Genomic DNA, 16,163 nt, shown 5'->3' with positions numbered 1-16,163 from the left:
TGTGCAAGATATATACTCTTATCTTTTAAAAAAAGCGACCCTCTACATCACTCGGCATATGCCAGGATGGGGTCGCTTTTTTGAATAGGTCCATTGCAACGATAGCTGTAGATTGTACACTTAAAAACAGTGAAAAGACATATGGGCATCGTATACCTGCAGTCTGTACAACTAAATCCGCCCGAAGGGGTGAGAACCAGCAGAAGCTGGAGTTATAAATGTACGAAATACATCTAAACAGATAACCGCTTGGAAATCCGATGTTTTAGTTGTACGAGGTGCACTTAAGTCTGCCGCCATAGCGCTGAACCCCGGAGGTTCCGAACCACGGAACTACGCGCCCGGCTGAGTTTGCTCCTAACAGACTTGAGAGACCCTATTCCCTGGAAAACGCCACGTTTTGCGGTTTAACGGACGGAGTAGCCCTTATCGACTCTCTACAAGAGATTTAAGAGTAGAAATTCCAAGAATAAGCTCCATGGGGTCCGTTCCTTTGCACAAGGGGTGACTTTCATCCGGAATACGTGCGCCTCAGTCCGTTACGCCTTGCCAAACGCCCGAATGAACAACTCCCATCATCATCTGGGAATGCCACTTGAAGGGAGGACCTCCACCCCCTCCTGTACTCCTTTACCCCTTCAGGCATTATAGAGCTCCATCCACTAGTTTAAATCTGACGCTGTACTAGTCTTAATCTGACCTCTGCTAGGCTTCCTCTTCCGGGATCTCCTGGGTATCGAGCGCTGCATCCAGCAGCTGATTGTACAGATCATCGTCATTCTCCAGCAGTGCATCCACCTCCAGGAACTGCTCCTCACTTCCCGGCTCACCGGCGAAGCTCAGGCTGTAATCCCACTCGGTTCCGCGGGAGCTGAAGAAAGTGATCTCATACGGAGAATGATGATTCTCCAATGTAAATACCGTTCTCCCGACAAAACTTCTATCCTCTACGCGTTTCATTTCTGCTTTGGTGATTTCCAGGTTCATCCTCTTTCCTTCCTTTCATCTGATCATGCCCACTCGATTCAGTATAACATTGTTCTGTCAGCAATTCCTTTCCTTTTGCGCTGTAATTGACTTTTTTCATCCTGCGGTTAATAATTTAGTACAATGCTTGTACAGAGCTAAAAATTGGGTAATGGAGGAATTCGCAATGACAGAAACAGAGCTTCAATCCAAGCTAAGTAAATACGCTGATTTGGCGGTGCAAATCGGTGTGAATGTTCAGCCGGGACAAATCCTGGTCGTGAACGCCCCGATCACCGCAGCCGAATTCGTCCGGTTGATTACCGCCAAAGCCTATGCCATCGGCGCAAGCCAGGTCAAGGTGAACTGGAGTGATGAATACATCACCCGCCAGCAGTTCGAGCATGCCGCACCTGAAGTATTCACCAAGGCCCCAACCTGGTATGCGGGTGAGATGACCGAGCTTGCCGAGAACGGCGCCGCCTTCCTGAATGTGATTGCCGAGAATCCGGATGCACTCAAAGGCATTGACCCCGAGCGGATCGCGAACTTCCAGAAGACACGGGGAGCAGCGCTTACGAAATACCGTGACTTGCAGATGTCCGATAAAGTCAGCTGGAGTATTGTGGCTATCCCCTCCCAGCCGTGGGCAGACAAGGTCTTTCCTGACGTCCCTGCAGGTGAGCGCGTAGACAAGCTGTGGGAAGCCATCTTCCATACCGTCCGTCTGGACCGTGAGGACCCTGTGGCTGCCTGGCAGGAGCATCTCGACACCCTTGAGCAGAAGGCCGATGTCCTGAACGCCAAAAAATACAAAAGCCTGCATTACATAGCCCCTGGAACTGACCTTAGCATCGAGCTGCCTGAAGGCCACTTGTGGGCTCAAGGGGACAGCATCAATGCCAAAGGTCATTCTTTTGTCGCTAATATGCCAACCGAAGAAGTATTCACCGCTCCCAAGAAAACCGGTGTGAACGGAACAGTCAGAAGCACGAAGCCGCTAAGCCACGGCGGGAATATTATTGACGGCTTCTCGATCACTTTTGAACAGGGCAAGATCACCAGCGTGAGCGCCGAGCAAGGCCAGGAAGCCCTCGAATATCTGATCAGCCTGGATGAAGGCGCGAGGTATCTCGGGGAAGTCGCACTCGTTCCGCATAAGTCCCCGATCTCAGAATCTGGTATTCTCTATTTCAATACCCTGTTTGACGAGAATGCCTCGAACCATCTGGCTATCGGCACAGCCTATGCCTTTTGTCTGGAAGGCGGCAAAGAAATGAAGCAGGATGAACTGACTGCCCGCGGCCTCAACAACAGTGTAACCCATGTCGATTTCATGATCGGCTCCGCTGAGATGGATATTTACGGAATCACCGCTGACGGTACCCGTGAGCCTGTATTCCTGAAGGGCAACTGGGCATTCTGAAGCCCTCCTTTAGCTTATTGCATTTCAATAGATCATGAATGGAGCTGAACCCATGCTGGATTTCACACAAAAGCTGGAGAATTACGCACTGCTCGCTGTAAAAATCGGCGTTAATATTCAACCCGGCCAAACGCTTGTCGTCAATGCGGATATTGTATCGGCCGAACTGGTCCGCCTGATCGTACGACAAGCCTATGAAGCAGGCGCGAAGCTCGTTAAGGTTAACTATTCCGATGAATTCGTCACCCGCACCCGTTATGATCTTGCGCCTTCCGAGAGCTTCCTGGAGCCGCCGAAGTGGCAGGCCGATGAGTTAGAGGACCTGGCGCGGAACGGCGCTGCGTTCCTGACGATTATCTCGGCGAACCCGGATCTGCTGAGCGGCGTAGAGGCCAGCCGGATCGCCGACCATCAGAAGACGGCCGGCCAGGCTATGACCGCTTACCGTGAGATGCTGATGGCTAACCATGTCAGCTGGAGCGGCCTCGCCTTCCCTTCCCCATCCTGGGCAGCCAAAGTATTCCCTGACGCTGCACCGGAGAAGCAGATTGAACTGCTCTGGGACGCCATCTTCAAGGCTGTACGCGCCGATCAGGAGAATCCGCTGCAAGCCTGGAGCAGCCATCTGGCCGGACTGAAGCAGCGCTGTGAACTCCTGAACGCCAAGAAATACCGCAAGCTGCATTACACTGCTCCAGGCACCGATCTGACGATCGAATTGCCTGAAGGCCATATCTGGTGTCAGGCCGGTGCGGTGAACAGCCGCGGAATGTCCTTCCTGGCGAACATTCCGACGGAGGAAGTATTCACCGCTCCGCTGAAGACTGGAGCGAACGGCACTGTCCGCAGCACGAAGCCGCTCAGCTACGGCGGCAACATCATCGACCGCTTCACCCTGACCCTGGAGAACGGTAAAGTCACTGACTATACCGCAGAGGTCGGCCAGGATGCCTTAGCTTCCCTGCTGGCAATGGATGAAGGCGCAGCCTACTTCGGTGAAGTAGCTCTCGTGCCCTTCCATTCCCCGATTTCGGAGAGCGGTATTCTCTACTACACGACGCTGTATGACGAGAATGCCTCCTGCCATCTGGCACTTGGTGCTTCCTACGCCTTCACCTTGCAGGATGGCATCAACCTGACCAAGGAACAACTGGCCGAGCGGGGCATGAACCAGAGCCTTACTCATGTCGATTTCATGATGGGCTCGCCGGAGATGAATATCGACGGGATTGCCGATGACGGTTCGGCAGAACCCGTCTTCCGTAACGGGGACTGGGCTTAAGCCTGTGCACCTGTAATCTGGTAAGATGGCCCCGCCTTTCTCATATGAGACTGGCGGGGCTTTTGGTGTAATTGCATTTCCTGCAATAGAATTTGCTGAATAGCCTGCTTTGACACCTTCTGTTGTATTTCCTACAATAGATTTCCGGATAATGGCCTAAAAACCCCCTTTTCACAAAATTCTAGTGTACAGAGTGCAATAGATTCATTTTTCCGGGGCTTTAAGAGATCAGCTAATGTACAAAGTACAATAGACATACTATCCTGATTTTCACATCAAAAACAAACAGCCGCCTCTGGACCCGGGGTGGCTGTTTGTCTTGCTTGTGCCCAAATTTGAAGTTGTGTCCAAAAATATTCACAATATTGTTGAATTTAATTCACAAATATGTCACAATACAATTAAGAAGAGTATTTACAAGTCCCGCACACCAAACTTATTGCGTATCCTTCCAATGCCAGATGCCGATTGGCCGAAGCGACTAAGGAAGCTTATGCTTACCAAAACACTTATATTAGGAGGGAATCCCGATGAAAGATTCTTATAACCAGGAAGTGGATTCGACTGAACAGGAACGTCTGGAAGTCCAGGCTCCCAAAGACTTAAGTATCGTGGCCTCCGACGCAATCAAGTATACTGCCTATATTATGCTGTTGTTCGGCTTCTTGTATTTCCTGATTGCCTACCTCGCCCCTATGCTATAAGCTTGCTCCAGCTTCAACATACAAGCAGTTTCGTAAGCGCTTACGGCCAGTCTGTTCCTGCGGGAGATGGATTAGCCGTTTTTATTTCTTCAAGTAGAAGCTAAAAAAAGCAGCCCCCGGGATAAACCCGGAGACTGCCGTTATCGTTTTTTTCAGCCCTGCACTTTTATTTCCAGCCGTGCACTTTGCTGATCCAGGCAATGGCTTCCGGCGCCCAGCTACCGTCCATTCCAGAACGCAGCCACGTGACCGCTTCTTCCCTGGTTCCTTCGAAGGGCTGAATTCCCGCTTCCTTCATCCAGTGCCCCGCAGTTTCAAACGAGGTACTGTTCCACCCGTTCGGCTCCCCGTCCGCATTCAGCCGCTGTTTGACTCCCGAGATCACAATGTCCAGAGACCCTTGCAGCTCCGTTACCGCATTGTCGAACGCTGTTTTCTTCTCCTTGGCTTTCATATCGGCTATCGAACGCAGCTGGCGTGTCTCTATCCCTTCGTTGGCCCGGATAATCTGCAGCAGCGTCAGCGCTTCTCTAGTGGCAAGACCGCTCTCATACCGTTCTTCCAGAGACTGCTGAGGCCCGGCCGCTGCCAGATAAGCCGGCAGCCACCCGCGGGATACCAGGACAGCTTTTTTCTTGATGAACTTTCCGTATCCGGCTAACCCTTCTCCGGGAAATCTGACCCGCCATCCCCAAGGGTCCAGCTCTGTATCGGTATGCCAATTCTCCGCCAGCGTCAGCCCGTTCACGGACGGATGCTCCGGGATCAGGGATGCCAGCGGTACAATTCCCAGCCTGCCGACAACCTCAGCCATCTCCTCAAAGGTAGTCACGCCTTCATGCTTCTCTGTTCTGCCCACGTAATTCCGCCTCCTAGTTCAATCTGGCTTGTACACCAGATTAAGCTTATCACTATAAATGAGCAAATTCACTTCCTGAACGATGCTCATTAGGAGATTTTGTTTAAAAATCAATCACATTTTTTAACTTCCCCCCGATAGTTAGCCATTCTAAAACTGGCCCCGCATCCACAGGAGACTTTGGCATTAGGGTTATTCATAGTGAATCCGCCTATCATTCCGCTTTCTTCATAGTCAATTTCAAGACCATCAATATAGGGAATGCTCTTCGTGTGAACGACTATACTGAATTTATCTTTATTGAATACCATATCCTCCTCTGTGTGCTGCTCATCCAAGACAAGGGTATAAGACAATCCGCTGCATCCCCCTTCTTCAACACCTACTCTAAGAAAAGAATCCCGGGTATTTGCGCTCAATAAGATTTCGGCGATTTTCTCTGATGCCAGCTCACTGACCTCAACGTTCATCTTCAATCCTCCTGTACAAGCCTAATTTAGTTTGTGGTACCCCATTCGATTAAACAGGGTATGAATGTAGCGAGAGCCGCTCCCTTTGGTGTAAGTTCATAGTTCCGGATACTTAGTAAACATTTTGGTTTATAATGTCTACGCTACAGTCCAGCTTTGACTTTGTCAACATTTTTGTTTAAAATGTAGGGAGAGATGCAGATTCAGTTGCTTCAAAAAGGAGGTGCACCATGAGCCGGAATCAAATCAAAAAGGATGTCTCCATCAGTACCCGAAGAGCGATCATTGATCTGTTGAAGGAGCGCGGAGGCATGGATGTTGTAGCACTCTCCTCTCAATTTTCGTTGTCAGGAATGGCTATTCGTCAGCATTTGAATGCGCTGAAAGAAGAAGGACTGGTTACGAATGTGGTAGAGCCCCGTCCCATGGGCCGCCCCACCAAGCTGTGGATATTAACTCCCGCGGCTAATCGTTTTTTCCCAAGCGGATATTCGGATTTATCCATCAGTCTCATCCATTCGATGAAGGAAGCTTTTGGCAATGAAGGGCTGGACAAGCTGCTGGATGTTCGAAATAAAAAAATGCAGAAACAATATCTTCAGCATCTTGGCGCCGCAGCGGAGGTTAGAGAGAAATTGGAGAAACTGGCCGAGATTCGCACCCATGAAGGTTATATGGCCGAGGTTAAGGAGCAGGAGGATGGCAGTCTCTTATTCATCGAGAAGCATTGTCCGATCTGTGAAGCTGCTGCTGTGTGTACCGGGTTATGTAAGAATGAGTTACATTTATTCCAAACGGTTCTAGGGGATGATGTTCATATTGAACGGGGGGAGTACATCCTAAAGGGAGGAAGAAACTGCGTCTACACCGTTAGGCAAAATAAGCCGTAACCAAAAGAGCAACCTCACTTGGAGATTGCTCTTTATTTCATTCCGGGCTGTCTGCTTCCGCTCCCATACAGCGGATTCCGGCAATATAAGTGCGGATCAGCCTGGTAAGACTGACACTTAGATCCAGCGGCATTCCGAAGCCGCCTTGTTGCTCCAGAGTCGAGAAGCCATGCAGAATACTCCGTAGTCCCCGGACAGCATGCAGCTTCCCTTCCTCGTCCAACCCAAAGCCGGATAACACCTGGAGGATCAGTGACAGGATCTTCCCCCCTGCCGCTTCCAGAGTGGTGTCTCCCTGCTCCGGTGCTTTTAGGGTCGTCTGGTACAGTCCCGGATGCTGCCTGGCGAATCCAATATAGGCCTGGCTCATGGCATGAACCGCAGCTTCTCCACTGACACCCTCCGTTGCCGCAGACATGACCTCATACAGCCGCTCCAGACCATGCACCGCCAGCAGTGTGCGCAACCCCGGGAGTCCGTTAATGTGATTATAGAGCGACGGAGAACGTACGCCCAGCTTGGCGGCCAGCGCAGCAAGCGTAACTTCCTCCATTCCGTGTGCGTCTGCCAGCTCTGCTGCGGCCAGTACCAGCGTGTGTCTATCCAGTCCTGCTCTAGCCATGCACCTGTGCCCCTTCCCCAACCAGTCTCCCGGCCTCTGCCGCCGCCTGCTTCATAGCCTCTGCCGGGTCCCTCAGCAGATCCCCGTGGCCTACAGCCAGTATGGTAGGGGCCAGATCAATCAGCTTGTACGCACTCCTCAGCGCCTGATCCAGACTCCAGGTCGCCATGGCCGGAAAAGGAAACCAGGGGACCTTCTTGCCGGAGACTGCCGTTGCCCGGAAGGTCTGGAACGCATCTCCGACAATCAGGGCTCCACTGCGCTGATCCTGGAAAGACATTGATCCCGGAGTATGTCCGGGAGTACTGATCGCGGTCAGGGAGCCGATGGTATCACCGTCATGCAGCAGTACATCGGGTCTGGTACCTATTTTGCCGGGTACGCTGCCCTTGATAGGGGTCTGCTGCTCATCGGCTCTAAGTGAGCGGTTACCGGCCAATAGCGCCGCATCCCGCTCCGAGATATAGACCTTGGCGTCCGGAACCCGCTTCTTGAGCGCATCCAGCGCCCCGACATGATCCATATGACCATGAGTGAGAATAATCCGAGTCAGCGGCTTACCAATCTTAGCAACCTGATTCAGAATCCCTTGCAGACTATAGGACATCCCCGCATCTATTAAAGTAAGTCCTTGCTCTTCTTCCACCAGGTAGCAATTCACCGGAAAAATTCGCGGCAGCCAGGTAAGCTGATACAAATCACCCTCTTGCGTCACTCTCATAAGAATCCTCCTCAAAACTAATGTCATTAGTTAAAATATAAACTAATTACATTAGTTTTGCAAGAATAAGTTATCGTGTGCAATATATAAATTCTATATTTATAAAAAAACACCACCCGCAATGGATGGTGCCCTGTGAATCTCTAAGCTTCAGCCGAAACGGCCCATAATATATTCCTGAGTCATCTGATTCTCCGGGTTGGTGAATACCTTCTCGGTCTTGTCATATTCCACAAGGGAGCCCAGATAGAAGTACGCTGTATAATCCGAGATCCGCGCGGCCTGCTGCATGTTATGGGTCACGATAACGATGCGCAGCTCCTCCTTCAGCTCCTTAATCAGCTCCTCCACCTTGCCGGTCGATACGGGATCAAGCGCTGAAGCCGGCTCATCGAGCAGCAGAATCTGCGGGTTCACCGACAGTGCCCGGGCGATACACAGACGCTGCTGCTGTCCGCCGGAGAGCGCCAGTGCCGAGTCCTTCAAGCGGTCTTTGACCTCGTCCCACAGGGCGGCGCGGCGCAGGCTGCTCTCCACGATCTCGTCCAGCGCCTGTTTGCCCTTAACCCCGTGGTATTTCGGGCCAAAGGCGATATTGTCATAGATTGATTTGTAGAAGGGGTTCGGCTTCTGCCAGACCATACCGATCTTTTGCCGCAGCTTGATTACATCGGTTCCCGAAGCATTAATATCAATTCCGTCAATCCAGATGCTGCCTTTGGTTGTAGAGCCGGAAATATCGTCATTCATCCGGTTGAGTGACCGGAGGAAGGTGGATTTACCGCAGCCCGACGGGCCGATCAATGCAGTTACCGTATTCTGGGCAAACGGAAGGCTGATCCCTTTTACCGCCTCATATGTGCCATAAAAAATACTGAGTTCCTCTGTTTGAAACGATTCACGCACCACTGGTTCCGCTATTCCCATCTTATATTCCTCCTACAGACTTTTATTGAAATTGTGCTGATCCAAGTCTAGTTCATTCTCTTAGATGCGGTGAGCTTGCGGTAGATGAATCTGCCGAAGTAACGTGCAGCCAGATTGAAGATCAGTACGGTCAGCACCAGTACGGCCGAAGCGCCTGCTGCGATCTGCAGCGCATCCGGTGCCAGCCCTTCACTGTTGACCTTCCAGATATGCACCGCCAGCGTCTCCGCCGGACGGAACGGATTAAGCGGTGAGGAAGGGCTAAGCGGATTCCAGTTGCTGAAGTCCAGGCGCGGACTGCTCATCCCCGCTGTGAACATCAGCGCTGCCGCTTCCCCGAACACGCGTCCGGCCGAGAGGATCGTACCGGTAATAATGGTCGGCAGCGCTACCGGGAGCAATACCGAGGTCACAATTTTCCATTTGGATAAACCGAGTGCGAACCCGGCTTCCTTCTGCTGCTTGGGCACTGTACGGAACGCTTGCTCCGTGATCCGCACCATCAGCGGAAGGTTGAAGAAGGTTAGCGCGAGTGCTCCGGAGATCAGAGAGAATCCGAGATTGAAGGTGTTGACGATTAACAAGAGGCCGAACAGGCCGACGATAATTGAAGGGAAGGAAGACAATACTTCCACAACCAGACGGATGAAGTTCGTCAGCTTGCCGGGACGGGCATACTCAGCCATAAAGATTCCTGCACCCAGCCCCAGAGGCACGGTGATAATCAGGGTCAGCACCAGGAGGAACAAAGAGTTGAACAGCTGTGGCCCGACCCCTCCGCCTGCGCGGATCTTCTGCGGTGCGGAAGTCAGGAAGTCCCAGCTGATGTGATTCATCCCGCGGATCAGGATATATCCGAGCAAGCTAATCAGGATGGCTACAATGAGTAAAGCAAACGTTACGATAACGGCAGTGGCTACTTTGTCAGCAGTTCTCGGCTTCAAATTTTATTCCTCCTTTCGAGCATTCTTACCAGCAGTACGAATACAAAGGTCATCAGCATCAGCACCAGCGCCATACTCCATAGCGCGTTGTTCTGCGGTGAACCCATCGTCGTATTGCCCATACCCAGCGTGATTACACTGGTGAGCGTGGATGCAGACTCGAACAATGAGTGTGGTATGAAGGGTGCGTTACCGATAACCATCTGTACGGCAAGGGCCTCGCCGAATGCACGGGCCATACCAAGTACAACCCCTGTCATAATAGCCGGAAAGGTCGTCGGGAGAATGACCCGGGAAATCGTCTGCCAGCGTGTGGCACCGAGCGCAAAGGAAGACTCTTTCAAGTTTTGCGGCAAAGAAGCAAGCGCGTCTGCAGCCACGCTGGTAATGGTCGGCAGAATCATGACCGACAGCACTAGCGCGCCTGCAGCAACCCCGATGCCCTGACCGGGCAGCGTATCCCGCAGAAAAGGCACAATGACGCTTAAACCAACGAATCCATAGACGACGGATGGAATGCCTGACAGCAGCTCAATAACCGGCTGCAGCAGCTTTTTGCCCCAGCCCGGAACAATCTCGGTCATGAAGAGCGCAGCGCATATGCTGAGCGGACTCGCAATCAGCGCAGCAAGCAGGGTAACCAGGAACGACCCGGAGATGAAGGGAAATGCTCCGTAGGAAGGCGTATCGGCTTCAGGCGCCCATTTGGTGCCCAGCAGGAATTCAGATATCTTCACTTCACCGTTAACAAAGTTGGCAATCCCTTTGGAGGCTACGAAATAGACCATGGATACAATAATGACAACCAATAGCAGCACGCAAAAGGACATGTAAATGCGTCCGACTAAATTCTCTATATGATGTTTTTCAAGCCGCGAATTTTTTGATTTCACCCTCAAGTTGCTCCCTCTTTCTAAAGTGAAAAGAGAGGCAGAAAGTATCCGCCTCTAATCACACTGAAGTTCTAATGGATGGTACTTAGTGAATCCATGAATATTATTTAGGGGTTACGGTTCCTGCAACATCACGCGATACCTGCATTTTGGAAGCCGGGATGTAGCCAAGCTCTACTACGTCGCCCGTCTGCACTTCGTCCGTCAGGAAGTAGTCGAGGAAAGCTTTTACCGTTTCATTCGGCTCACCATTGGTGTACATGTGCTCGTAAGCCCACACCGGATATTTACCGGCAATTACATTATCTACAGAAGGCTCAACACCGTCGTAATTCAGTGTTTTTACGGAATCATCCAGGTAGGACAGTGCCAGGTAACCGATAGCGCCCGGCGTTTCGCCGATCATTTTCTTAACCGTACCGGAAGAATCCTCTTGGATCGAACCCTTCTGATCTTCCGTTTTGGTGCCAAGGGCAAAGCTTTCGAAGGTAGCACGTGTACCTGAGCTTGCCGGACGGTTGATGATCTGGATCGCTTGGTCGGCACCGCCAACGTCTTTCCAGTTCGTAATTTTGCCGGTGAAGATATCAACCAGCTGTTGCTTGGTCAGACTGTCAACGCCTGCTGCCGGATTACTTACTGCCGCAATCGCTACAACAGCCACCTGATGATCCACCAGCTCTGCCGCTTTAGCCGCATCCTTCAGCTTCTCTTCTGCGAATACGTCCGAGTTCCCGATATCCACTTGCTTCTCAGAGACTTGGGTCAAGCCAGTTCCGCTGCCGCCGCCTTGAACCTGAATGTCCACGCCTGCATTGGCATTCATGAATGACTCAGCTACCTGCTCTACGAGAGGTTGAAGGGCTGTGGAGCCCGAAGCCAGGATCGAACCGCTTAATTTAGCACCGCTGCCGGATTCTGTATTTGTTGCAGCCGGTGTATTTCCTCCGTTATTGGTTGTAGCTTTATTTCCCCCGTTACCGCATGCCGAAAGTGCTACTACACTTGTAAGAGCCAAAGCCATGATCCACGATTTTCTGAATTGCATTGTTTTTGTTCCTCCTAAGGTTTGGTGAGTGCCCTGCTGCATTCTGTCCTGCTTCGTACAAAGCTCGCTTGGGAAGCATGATTGCATTTCTATTGGCGTCTCTTGACTCTTCTTATTCTAGGGCCCGTTCGTTAGATAAAAGTCCTGAGTTTGTAAAACGGAAGATAAAAGTTATAATATAATTTGTATAGTGTTATAGATATATTCTATATTGAATCAACAATCAGCAGCTTATCGCCACATCCACGGAGGAATCCTCATGAACCTTGTAAAGTTACAAATCTTAGTCCTCATTGAAAAATATAAAAAAGTAACAGACGTAGCCGCCGAGATGGATCTTAAGCAGCCTACCGTCTCCTTCCACATGAAGAGTCTGGAGAGTGAGCTGGGCGCTTCCCTGTTCCAGTACCGGAGCGGCCGGGTGCTGCTGACGGATGCCGGCCGCGCCCTGTATCAGTATGCCGTCCGCATTGTCTCGCTGACCGCAGAAGCGGAGCGGACCGTCAAGCAGTTCACCTCGCTGGCTTCGGGGAATCTGGAGCTTACGGCCAGTGATATCCCTGCCAGTTATCTTGTGCCCAAACTGCTGTCTCAATTCACAGCGCAGCATAACGGGATCGATGTCTTCTTGTCTGTGCTGCCGGATGACGTCATCCGGGAGCGCTTGCGCAGCCGGGAGATCCAGCTCGCGGTGCTGCATAGTACAGAAGGCCAGGATGATTCCTTCCACACCCAAGTGATCGCCCCGGATGAGACGGTGCTGGTGTTTGCTCCAGAGCATCCGTTGGCCGCTCTGCCGGAGCTTACCGCGCAAGATGTAGCGCGCGAGCCTTGGGTTCAGCATGAAGCCGCCTCCTACCTGCGCGGAATCTCAGACCAATGGGCGCAGCTGAATAACGTGAGAGTATGGAATCACGCAGTCCTGGGCTCGCCGGAGGCTGTCAAAGGCATGCTGTATACAGGCGGAATGGTGGGTATCTTCTCTAAATCGGGGATTGCCGCCGAGGTTGCTGCGGGGCGTCTTGCTTATGCCGGGCTGCCGGGAATTCATCCCGGAGACGGCGCGTTTGTGCTGGCTTGGCGCAAGGATTATACACTTTCTCCATTGCAGAAGGCTTTTGCGGAGATGGCGGCTGGTGACTGATCCAACAACAGGCGGATATACAAAACAAAACGGTATCCCCGCCGCGCAGGAATGTAACTGCGCGGCCAAGATACCGTCTGGAAGTGAAGCTTATCTTTTTCCTGCTACCAGGGTGAAGGTCTTGGGAATTCCCTTATCGTAGACATCCGACGACAGGTTGGGCTCCTCTGCCAGCTCCTGTATGATCAGTCCACCAGCCGCAGCTGCCGTAACAATCTCGCCCAGTGTCCAGCGCCGCCAGTAGACTGTGTTCGGCTTGTCTGCTTCTGCGGCGGCTCCTGAGGATGGCATGTATTTGGAATAAGACACCTGCTTCTCTTCAAGCGCCGTATCGAAATAATCTCCGCTTACCTTATGCTTACGCACCTTGGCCGTTGAACCCTTGGAGGAGATCAGCTTCGTCGTTACCGGATGGAAATCCCGCAGGACGAACGTCCCGCCCGGGGCAAGCAGACGCTGTACTGTAGCCATGAACGGAGCCAGGTCGGTAAAATAATGCACAATCCCCATCTCCGCAAATACCAGATCATAGGTGTTGTCGAGCACAGCTTCAGGCAGGGCCAGCACATCCGACACAATATAGGTGAGCTGCACCCCGGCCGCCTGCGCCAACTCATTCGCATACCGGGCATTGGCCTCCGAGAAATCGGCTACGGTGACTTCCGCCCCAAGCAGCCCGAGCGCCACGGCCTTCATGCCGTTCGAGCCCATCAGATTCATGATCCTGCGGCCCTTCACTTCACCGAAATAGCGGTTCAGCGGAAACAGCTTCCCCGCAGGATCTGCGGCCAGCTTCCCCGCTGCCTCGGCAGGGGTTCCGAACCGGGCCGTCCAGGCTGCATAAGTATCCTCATTCCACAATTCTTCACTGGAAGGAGCAGCCCCGCCGTCCAGTCCTGCGGGTTCGTTCTCATTCTGATCTTGTTCATTCATTGCTCGTTACCCCTTTAGTTATGTTCTAGTTAATCAAAGCCACGGTGCTGCCCTTATGACGCATTCGGCAGACTTTCCTGAAGCTTGGCCGTCTTCCTGCGCCCGGCATACAGATAGACGCCCAGCCCGGCCATTACCAGCACGCCTCCCGCCCACTGTAGACGGCTGAGCTGCTCACCCAGCAGCAGGAACGCGAGAATACTTGCGCCGACAGGCTCTCCGAGGATATTCATCGAGACGGTCGTTGCCGACGCATATTGCAGCAGCCAGTTAAACAGAATATGGCCGAAGACAGTGGGCACTACCGCCAGCAGGACAAAGATGCCCCATTCCCGGGCCGGATAATCGAAGAACGGCGTGCCGGTTACGAGATTATAGATGGCAAATACGATAGCCGCAGAGATAAACACAATCAGGCTGTACAGATACGAGGGCATACGTGCCACCAGCTTCTGTCCGATCAGCAGATGTGCCGCTACTGCAACCGTTCCGCCCACCGATAACAGGTCACCCTTCAGATTCTCGGCGGACAGCCCAATATCCCCCCAGCCGATAAAGGCTACCCCGAAAATGGCAATAGCCATACCCAGCATGGCAGAGAGGCTGTTTCGCTCTTTATACAGTATGTATGCACCGAGCATAATGAATAACGGCTCCAAGGCCATGATCATCGTCGAGCTGGCCACCGAAGTATAATTCAGCGAGCCCATCCAGAGCAGGAAATGAAAGGCCAGCATTACACCGGAGACTCCGAGCAGCAGCCAATCCTTCAGCCGCAGCGCCCAAGCTGCGCCGCTATAAGGACGGGCGAACGGCAGCATCAGCAGCGAGGTGAACAGCAGCCGGTACATCCCTTGGACCGACACTGGAGCAGACGACCATTTAATGAAGATCGAAGAGAATGAAATAGCCACAATTCCGATCACCATCAGCAGAGGAACAGGAACGGGCGGTTTGTTGGTACGCATAGCAGAACGCCCTTTCATTGGTTGTAAGACTCATTATGTTAATTTAACGCAATTTGCCGAAAAAAGCAGCATATTTTCACGAATAAAGGCAGGGAATCTGCCCAAAGACAGGTTCCTTGCCTTTTATCAGTCTATATCCTGTGTAAGCTGCTCCAGCCTACGGCTTAAGCACTACCTTGATGCAGTCCTCTTCCTTCTCCTGAAATACCTTATACCCATGCTCCGCTCTGCTGATCGGCAGCCGGTGGGTGATGATATCTGTGGGATCGAACTTATTCTCCTTAATCATCTTATACAGCTGAGGCATGTAATGAATGACCGGTGCCTGTCCCATCTTCAGCGTAATATTGCGTTCAAACAGATGACCGAGCGGGAACAGGTTATAGTTCAGCCCATATACTCCCACAAGCTGAATGGTACCGAACTTGCGGACTACCTCTGACGCGATGCGGAAAGCGCCCAGGGAACCGCCCTGTAGCATTAAGGCGGTCTCTACTTTTTCTACAACCGTCTTCTTGGCATCGAGGCCTACACAGTCAATGACCACATCTGCCCCGCCGCGTGTGATTTCCTTCAGGTACAGCTCAACGTCCTTCGTTTCTTCAAAATTCACAATCTCCACATTATTGGTCAGCTTCGCGTGCTGCAGCCGGTAGGGGATATAGTCTACAGCAATGACACGGGCGGCGCCCTTCATCCAGGCGAACTTCTGAGTCAGCAGGCCTACTGGACCGCAGCCAAGCACAATCACCGTATCCCCAGGCTTCACCCCGGCATTCTCGACGCCCCACCAGGCGGTAGGCACAATATCCGAGAGGAACAGCAGCTTCTCATCCTCCATTTCAGCATCCTCCGGGACGACAAAAGGCCCGAAATTGCCGTAAGGCACACGCAGCAGCTCAGCCTGTCCTCCCGCGAAACCGCCATAAGAATCGGAATAGCCCAGATAACCGCCGGTATCCTTGGCCTCATTGGCGTGATCACACTGGCTCTCCATCTCATGCTGGCAGAAGTAACACTGTCCGCAGGCTACATTAAAAGGGATAATCACCCGGTCCCCCTTCTTCACCTTGGTCACCTCCGGACCGATCTCTTCAACAATCCCCATCGGCTCATGCCCGATAATGTAATCATCATGCATGCCGGGAATTTCTCCATTATAGATATGCAGGTCCGATCCGCAAATGGCCGTTGAGGTAATTCGTACAATGATATCATCCTTCTTCTCCAGCCGCGCATCGGCGACTTCCTTAACCTCGACCTTCTTTTTACCCTGGTAGGTTACTGCCTTCATAGTTGGGGTCACTCCTTCGGTAGTAGGATTATAAATTTAGCAGGCTGCTAAATTCCACGCTCTACTATGTTA

The 16,163-nt window shown here is 52.1% G+C and carries 17 protein-coding genes; 5 read left to right on the top strand and 12 right to left on the bottom strand.

Annotated elements, in window-relative coordinates; all coding sequences use genetic code 11:
* Positions 1-705: 705 nt before the first annotated feature.
* Positions 706-987, bottom strand: a complete 282-nt coding sequence (locus HQN87_RS20135) for a hypothetical protein (protein ID WP_173137010.1) — start codon at positions 985-987, stop codon at positions 706-708.
* A 166-nt stretch (positions 988-1,153) separates the two neighbouring features.
* Between HQN87_RS20135 and HQN87_RS20130 the strand changes: the two genes are divergently transcribed.
* The 3 genes from HQN87_RS20130 (at position 1,154) to HQN87_RS20120 (ending at position 4,378) form a co-directional block, all read left to right on the top strand.
* Complete coding sequence (locus HQN87_RS20130) at positions 1,154-2,392, top strand: aminopeptidase (protein WP_173137008.1); 1,239 nt, start codon at positions 1,154-1,156, stop codon at positions 2,390-2,392.
* 52 nt (positions 2,393-2,444) lie between these two features.
* The gene (locus HQN87_RS20125; protein WP_173137006.1) at positions 2,445-3,674 is read left to right on the top strand and encodes an aminopeptidase; all 1,230 of its coding nucleotides are present in this window, start codon (positions 2,445-2,447) and stop codon (positions 3,672-3,674) included.
* Between the two features lie 530 nt (positions 3,675-4,204).
* A complete protein-coding gene (locus tag HQN87_RS20120) occupies positions 4,205-4,378 on the top strand; it encodes a hypothetical protein (protein WP_173136928.1) in 174 nt (57 codons plus the stop codon).
* Positions 4,379-4,544: 166 nt separating this feature from the next.
* On the opposite strand, the gene HQN87_RS20115 is transcribed toward HQN87_RS20120, so the two are convergent.
* Entirely contained in the window at positions 4,545-5,237 is a 693-nt protein-coding gene (locus HQN87_RS20115; RefSeq protein ID WP_367272756.1) for an AlkZ-related protein, read from the bottom strand.
* Between the two features lie 110 nt (positions 5,238-5,347).
* Positions 5,348-5,707: a HesB/IscA family protein gene (locus HQN87_RS20110; RefSeq protein WP_173137003.1), complete on the bottom strand. Its 360-nt coding sequence runs from the start codon at positions 5,705-5,707 to the stop codon at positions 5,348-5,350.
* Between the two features lie 230 nt (positions 5,708-5,937).
* Between HQN87_RS20110 and HQN87_RS20105 the strand changes: the two genes are divergently transcribed.
* A complete protein-coding gene (locus tag HQN87_RS20105) occupies positions 5,938-6,597 on the top strand; it encodes a helix-turn-helix transcriptional regulator (protein ID WP_173137001.1) in 660 nt (219 codons plus the stop codon).
* A 37-nt stretch (positions 6,598-6,634) separates the two neighbouring features.
* Here HQN87_RS20105 and HQN87_RS20100 read toward each other — a convergent pair whose 3' ends face one another.
* From HQN87_RS20100 to HQN87_RS20075, 6 genes are all read right to left on the bottom strand, one after another.
* On the bottom strand, positions 6,635-7,219 hold the full coding sequence (locus tag HQN87_RS20100) for a TetR/AcrR family transcriptional regulator (RefSeq protein WP_173137000.1): 585 nt from the start codon (positions 7,217-7,219) through the stop codon (positions 6,635-6,637).
* Positions 7,212-7,940: an MBL fold metallo-hydrolase gene (locus tag HQN87_RS20095; protein ID WP_173136999.1), complete on the bottom strand. Its 729-nt coding sequence runs from the start codon at positions 7,938-7,940 to the stop codon at positions 7,212-7,214. The genes HQN87_RS20100 and HQN87_RS20095 overlap by 8 nt, the downstream gene beginning before the upstream one ends.
* A 150-nt stretch (positions 7,941-8,090) precedes the next feature.
* Positions 8,091-8,867 (bottom strand): phosphate ABC transporter ATP-binding protein PstB, encoded by a 777-nt coding sequence (gene pstB / locus HQN87_RS20090; RefSeq protein WP_173136998.1) that lies wholly within the window; start codon positions 8,865-8,867, stop codon positions 8,091-8,093.
* Between the two features lie 47 nt (positions 8,868-8,914).
* Positions 8,915-9,811, bottom strand: a complete 897-nt coding sequence (gene pstA, locus HQN87_RS20085; RefSeq protein ID WP_173136997.1) for a phosphate ABC transporter permease PstA — start codon at positions 9,809-9,811, stop codon at positions 8,915-8,917.
* Complete coding sequence (gene pstC / locus HQN87_RS20080; RefSeq protein WP_173136996.1) at positions 9,808-10,710, bottom strand: phosphate ABC transporter permease subunit PstC; 903 nt, start codon at positions 10,708-10,710, stop codon at positions 9,808-9,810. The genes pstA and pstC overlap by 4 nt, the downstream gene beginning before the upstream one ends.
* Positions 10,711-10,807: 97 nt before the next feature.
* Positions 10,808-11,752 carry a phosphate ABC transporter substrate-binding protein PstS family protein gene (locus HQN87_RS20075; RefSeq protein WP_173136995.1) on the bottom strand — a complete coding sequence of 315 codons (945 nt, stop codon included), beginning with the start codon at positions 11,750-11,752 and terminating at the stop codon, positions 10,808-10,810.
* Positions 11,753-12,011: 259 nt separating this feature from the next.
* On the opposite strand from HQN87_RS20075, the gene HQN87_RS20070 reads away from it, so the two are divergent.
* Positions 12,012-12,896: a LysR family transcriptional regulator gene (locus tag HQN87_RS20070; RefSeq protein ID WP_173136994.1), complete on the top strand. Its 885-nt coding sequence runs from the start codon at positions 12,012-12,014 to the stop codon at positions 12,894-12,896.
* A 90-nt stretch (positions 12,897-12,986) separates the two neighbouring features.
* Here the strand turns inward: HQN87_RS20070 and HQN87_RS20065 are convergent, their stop codons facing one another.
* The 3 genes from HQN87_RS20065 to HQN87_RS20055 form a co-directional block, all read right to left on the bottom strand.
* Positions 12,987-13,829: a class I SAM-dependent methyltransferase gene (locus HQN87_RS20065; protein WP_173136992.1), complete on the bottom strand. Its 843-nt coding sequence runs from the start codon at positions 13,827-13,829 to the stop codon at positions 12,987-12,989.
* A gap of 53 nt (positions 13,830-13,882) precedes the next feature.
* Entirely contained in the window at positions 13,883-14,797 is a 915-nt protein-coding gene (locus HQN87_RS20060; RefSeq protein WP_173136990.1) for a DMT family transporter, read from the bottom strand.
* A gap of 157 nt (positions 14,798-14,954) precedes the next feature.
* Positions 14,955-16,091 carry a zinc-dependent alcohol dehydrogenase gene (locus HQN87_RS20055; RefSeq protein ID WP_173136988.1) on the bottom strand — a complete coding sequence of 379 codons (1,137 nt, stop codon included), beginning with the start codon at positions 16,089-16,091 and terminating at the stop codon, positions 14,955-14,957.
* Positions 16,092-16,163 lie beyond the last annotated feature (72 nt).

Source organism: Paenibacillus tritici (genome assembly GCF_013204885.1).
Lineage (GTDB): Bacteria > Bacillota > Bacilli > Paenibacillales > Paenibacillaceae > Paenibacillus_AQ > Paenibacillus_AQ tritici.
Note: the sequence above shows the minus strand (reverse complement) of the source record. Positions and strands in the feature narration are given on the sequence as shown.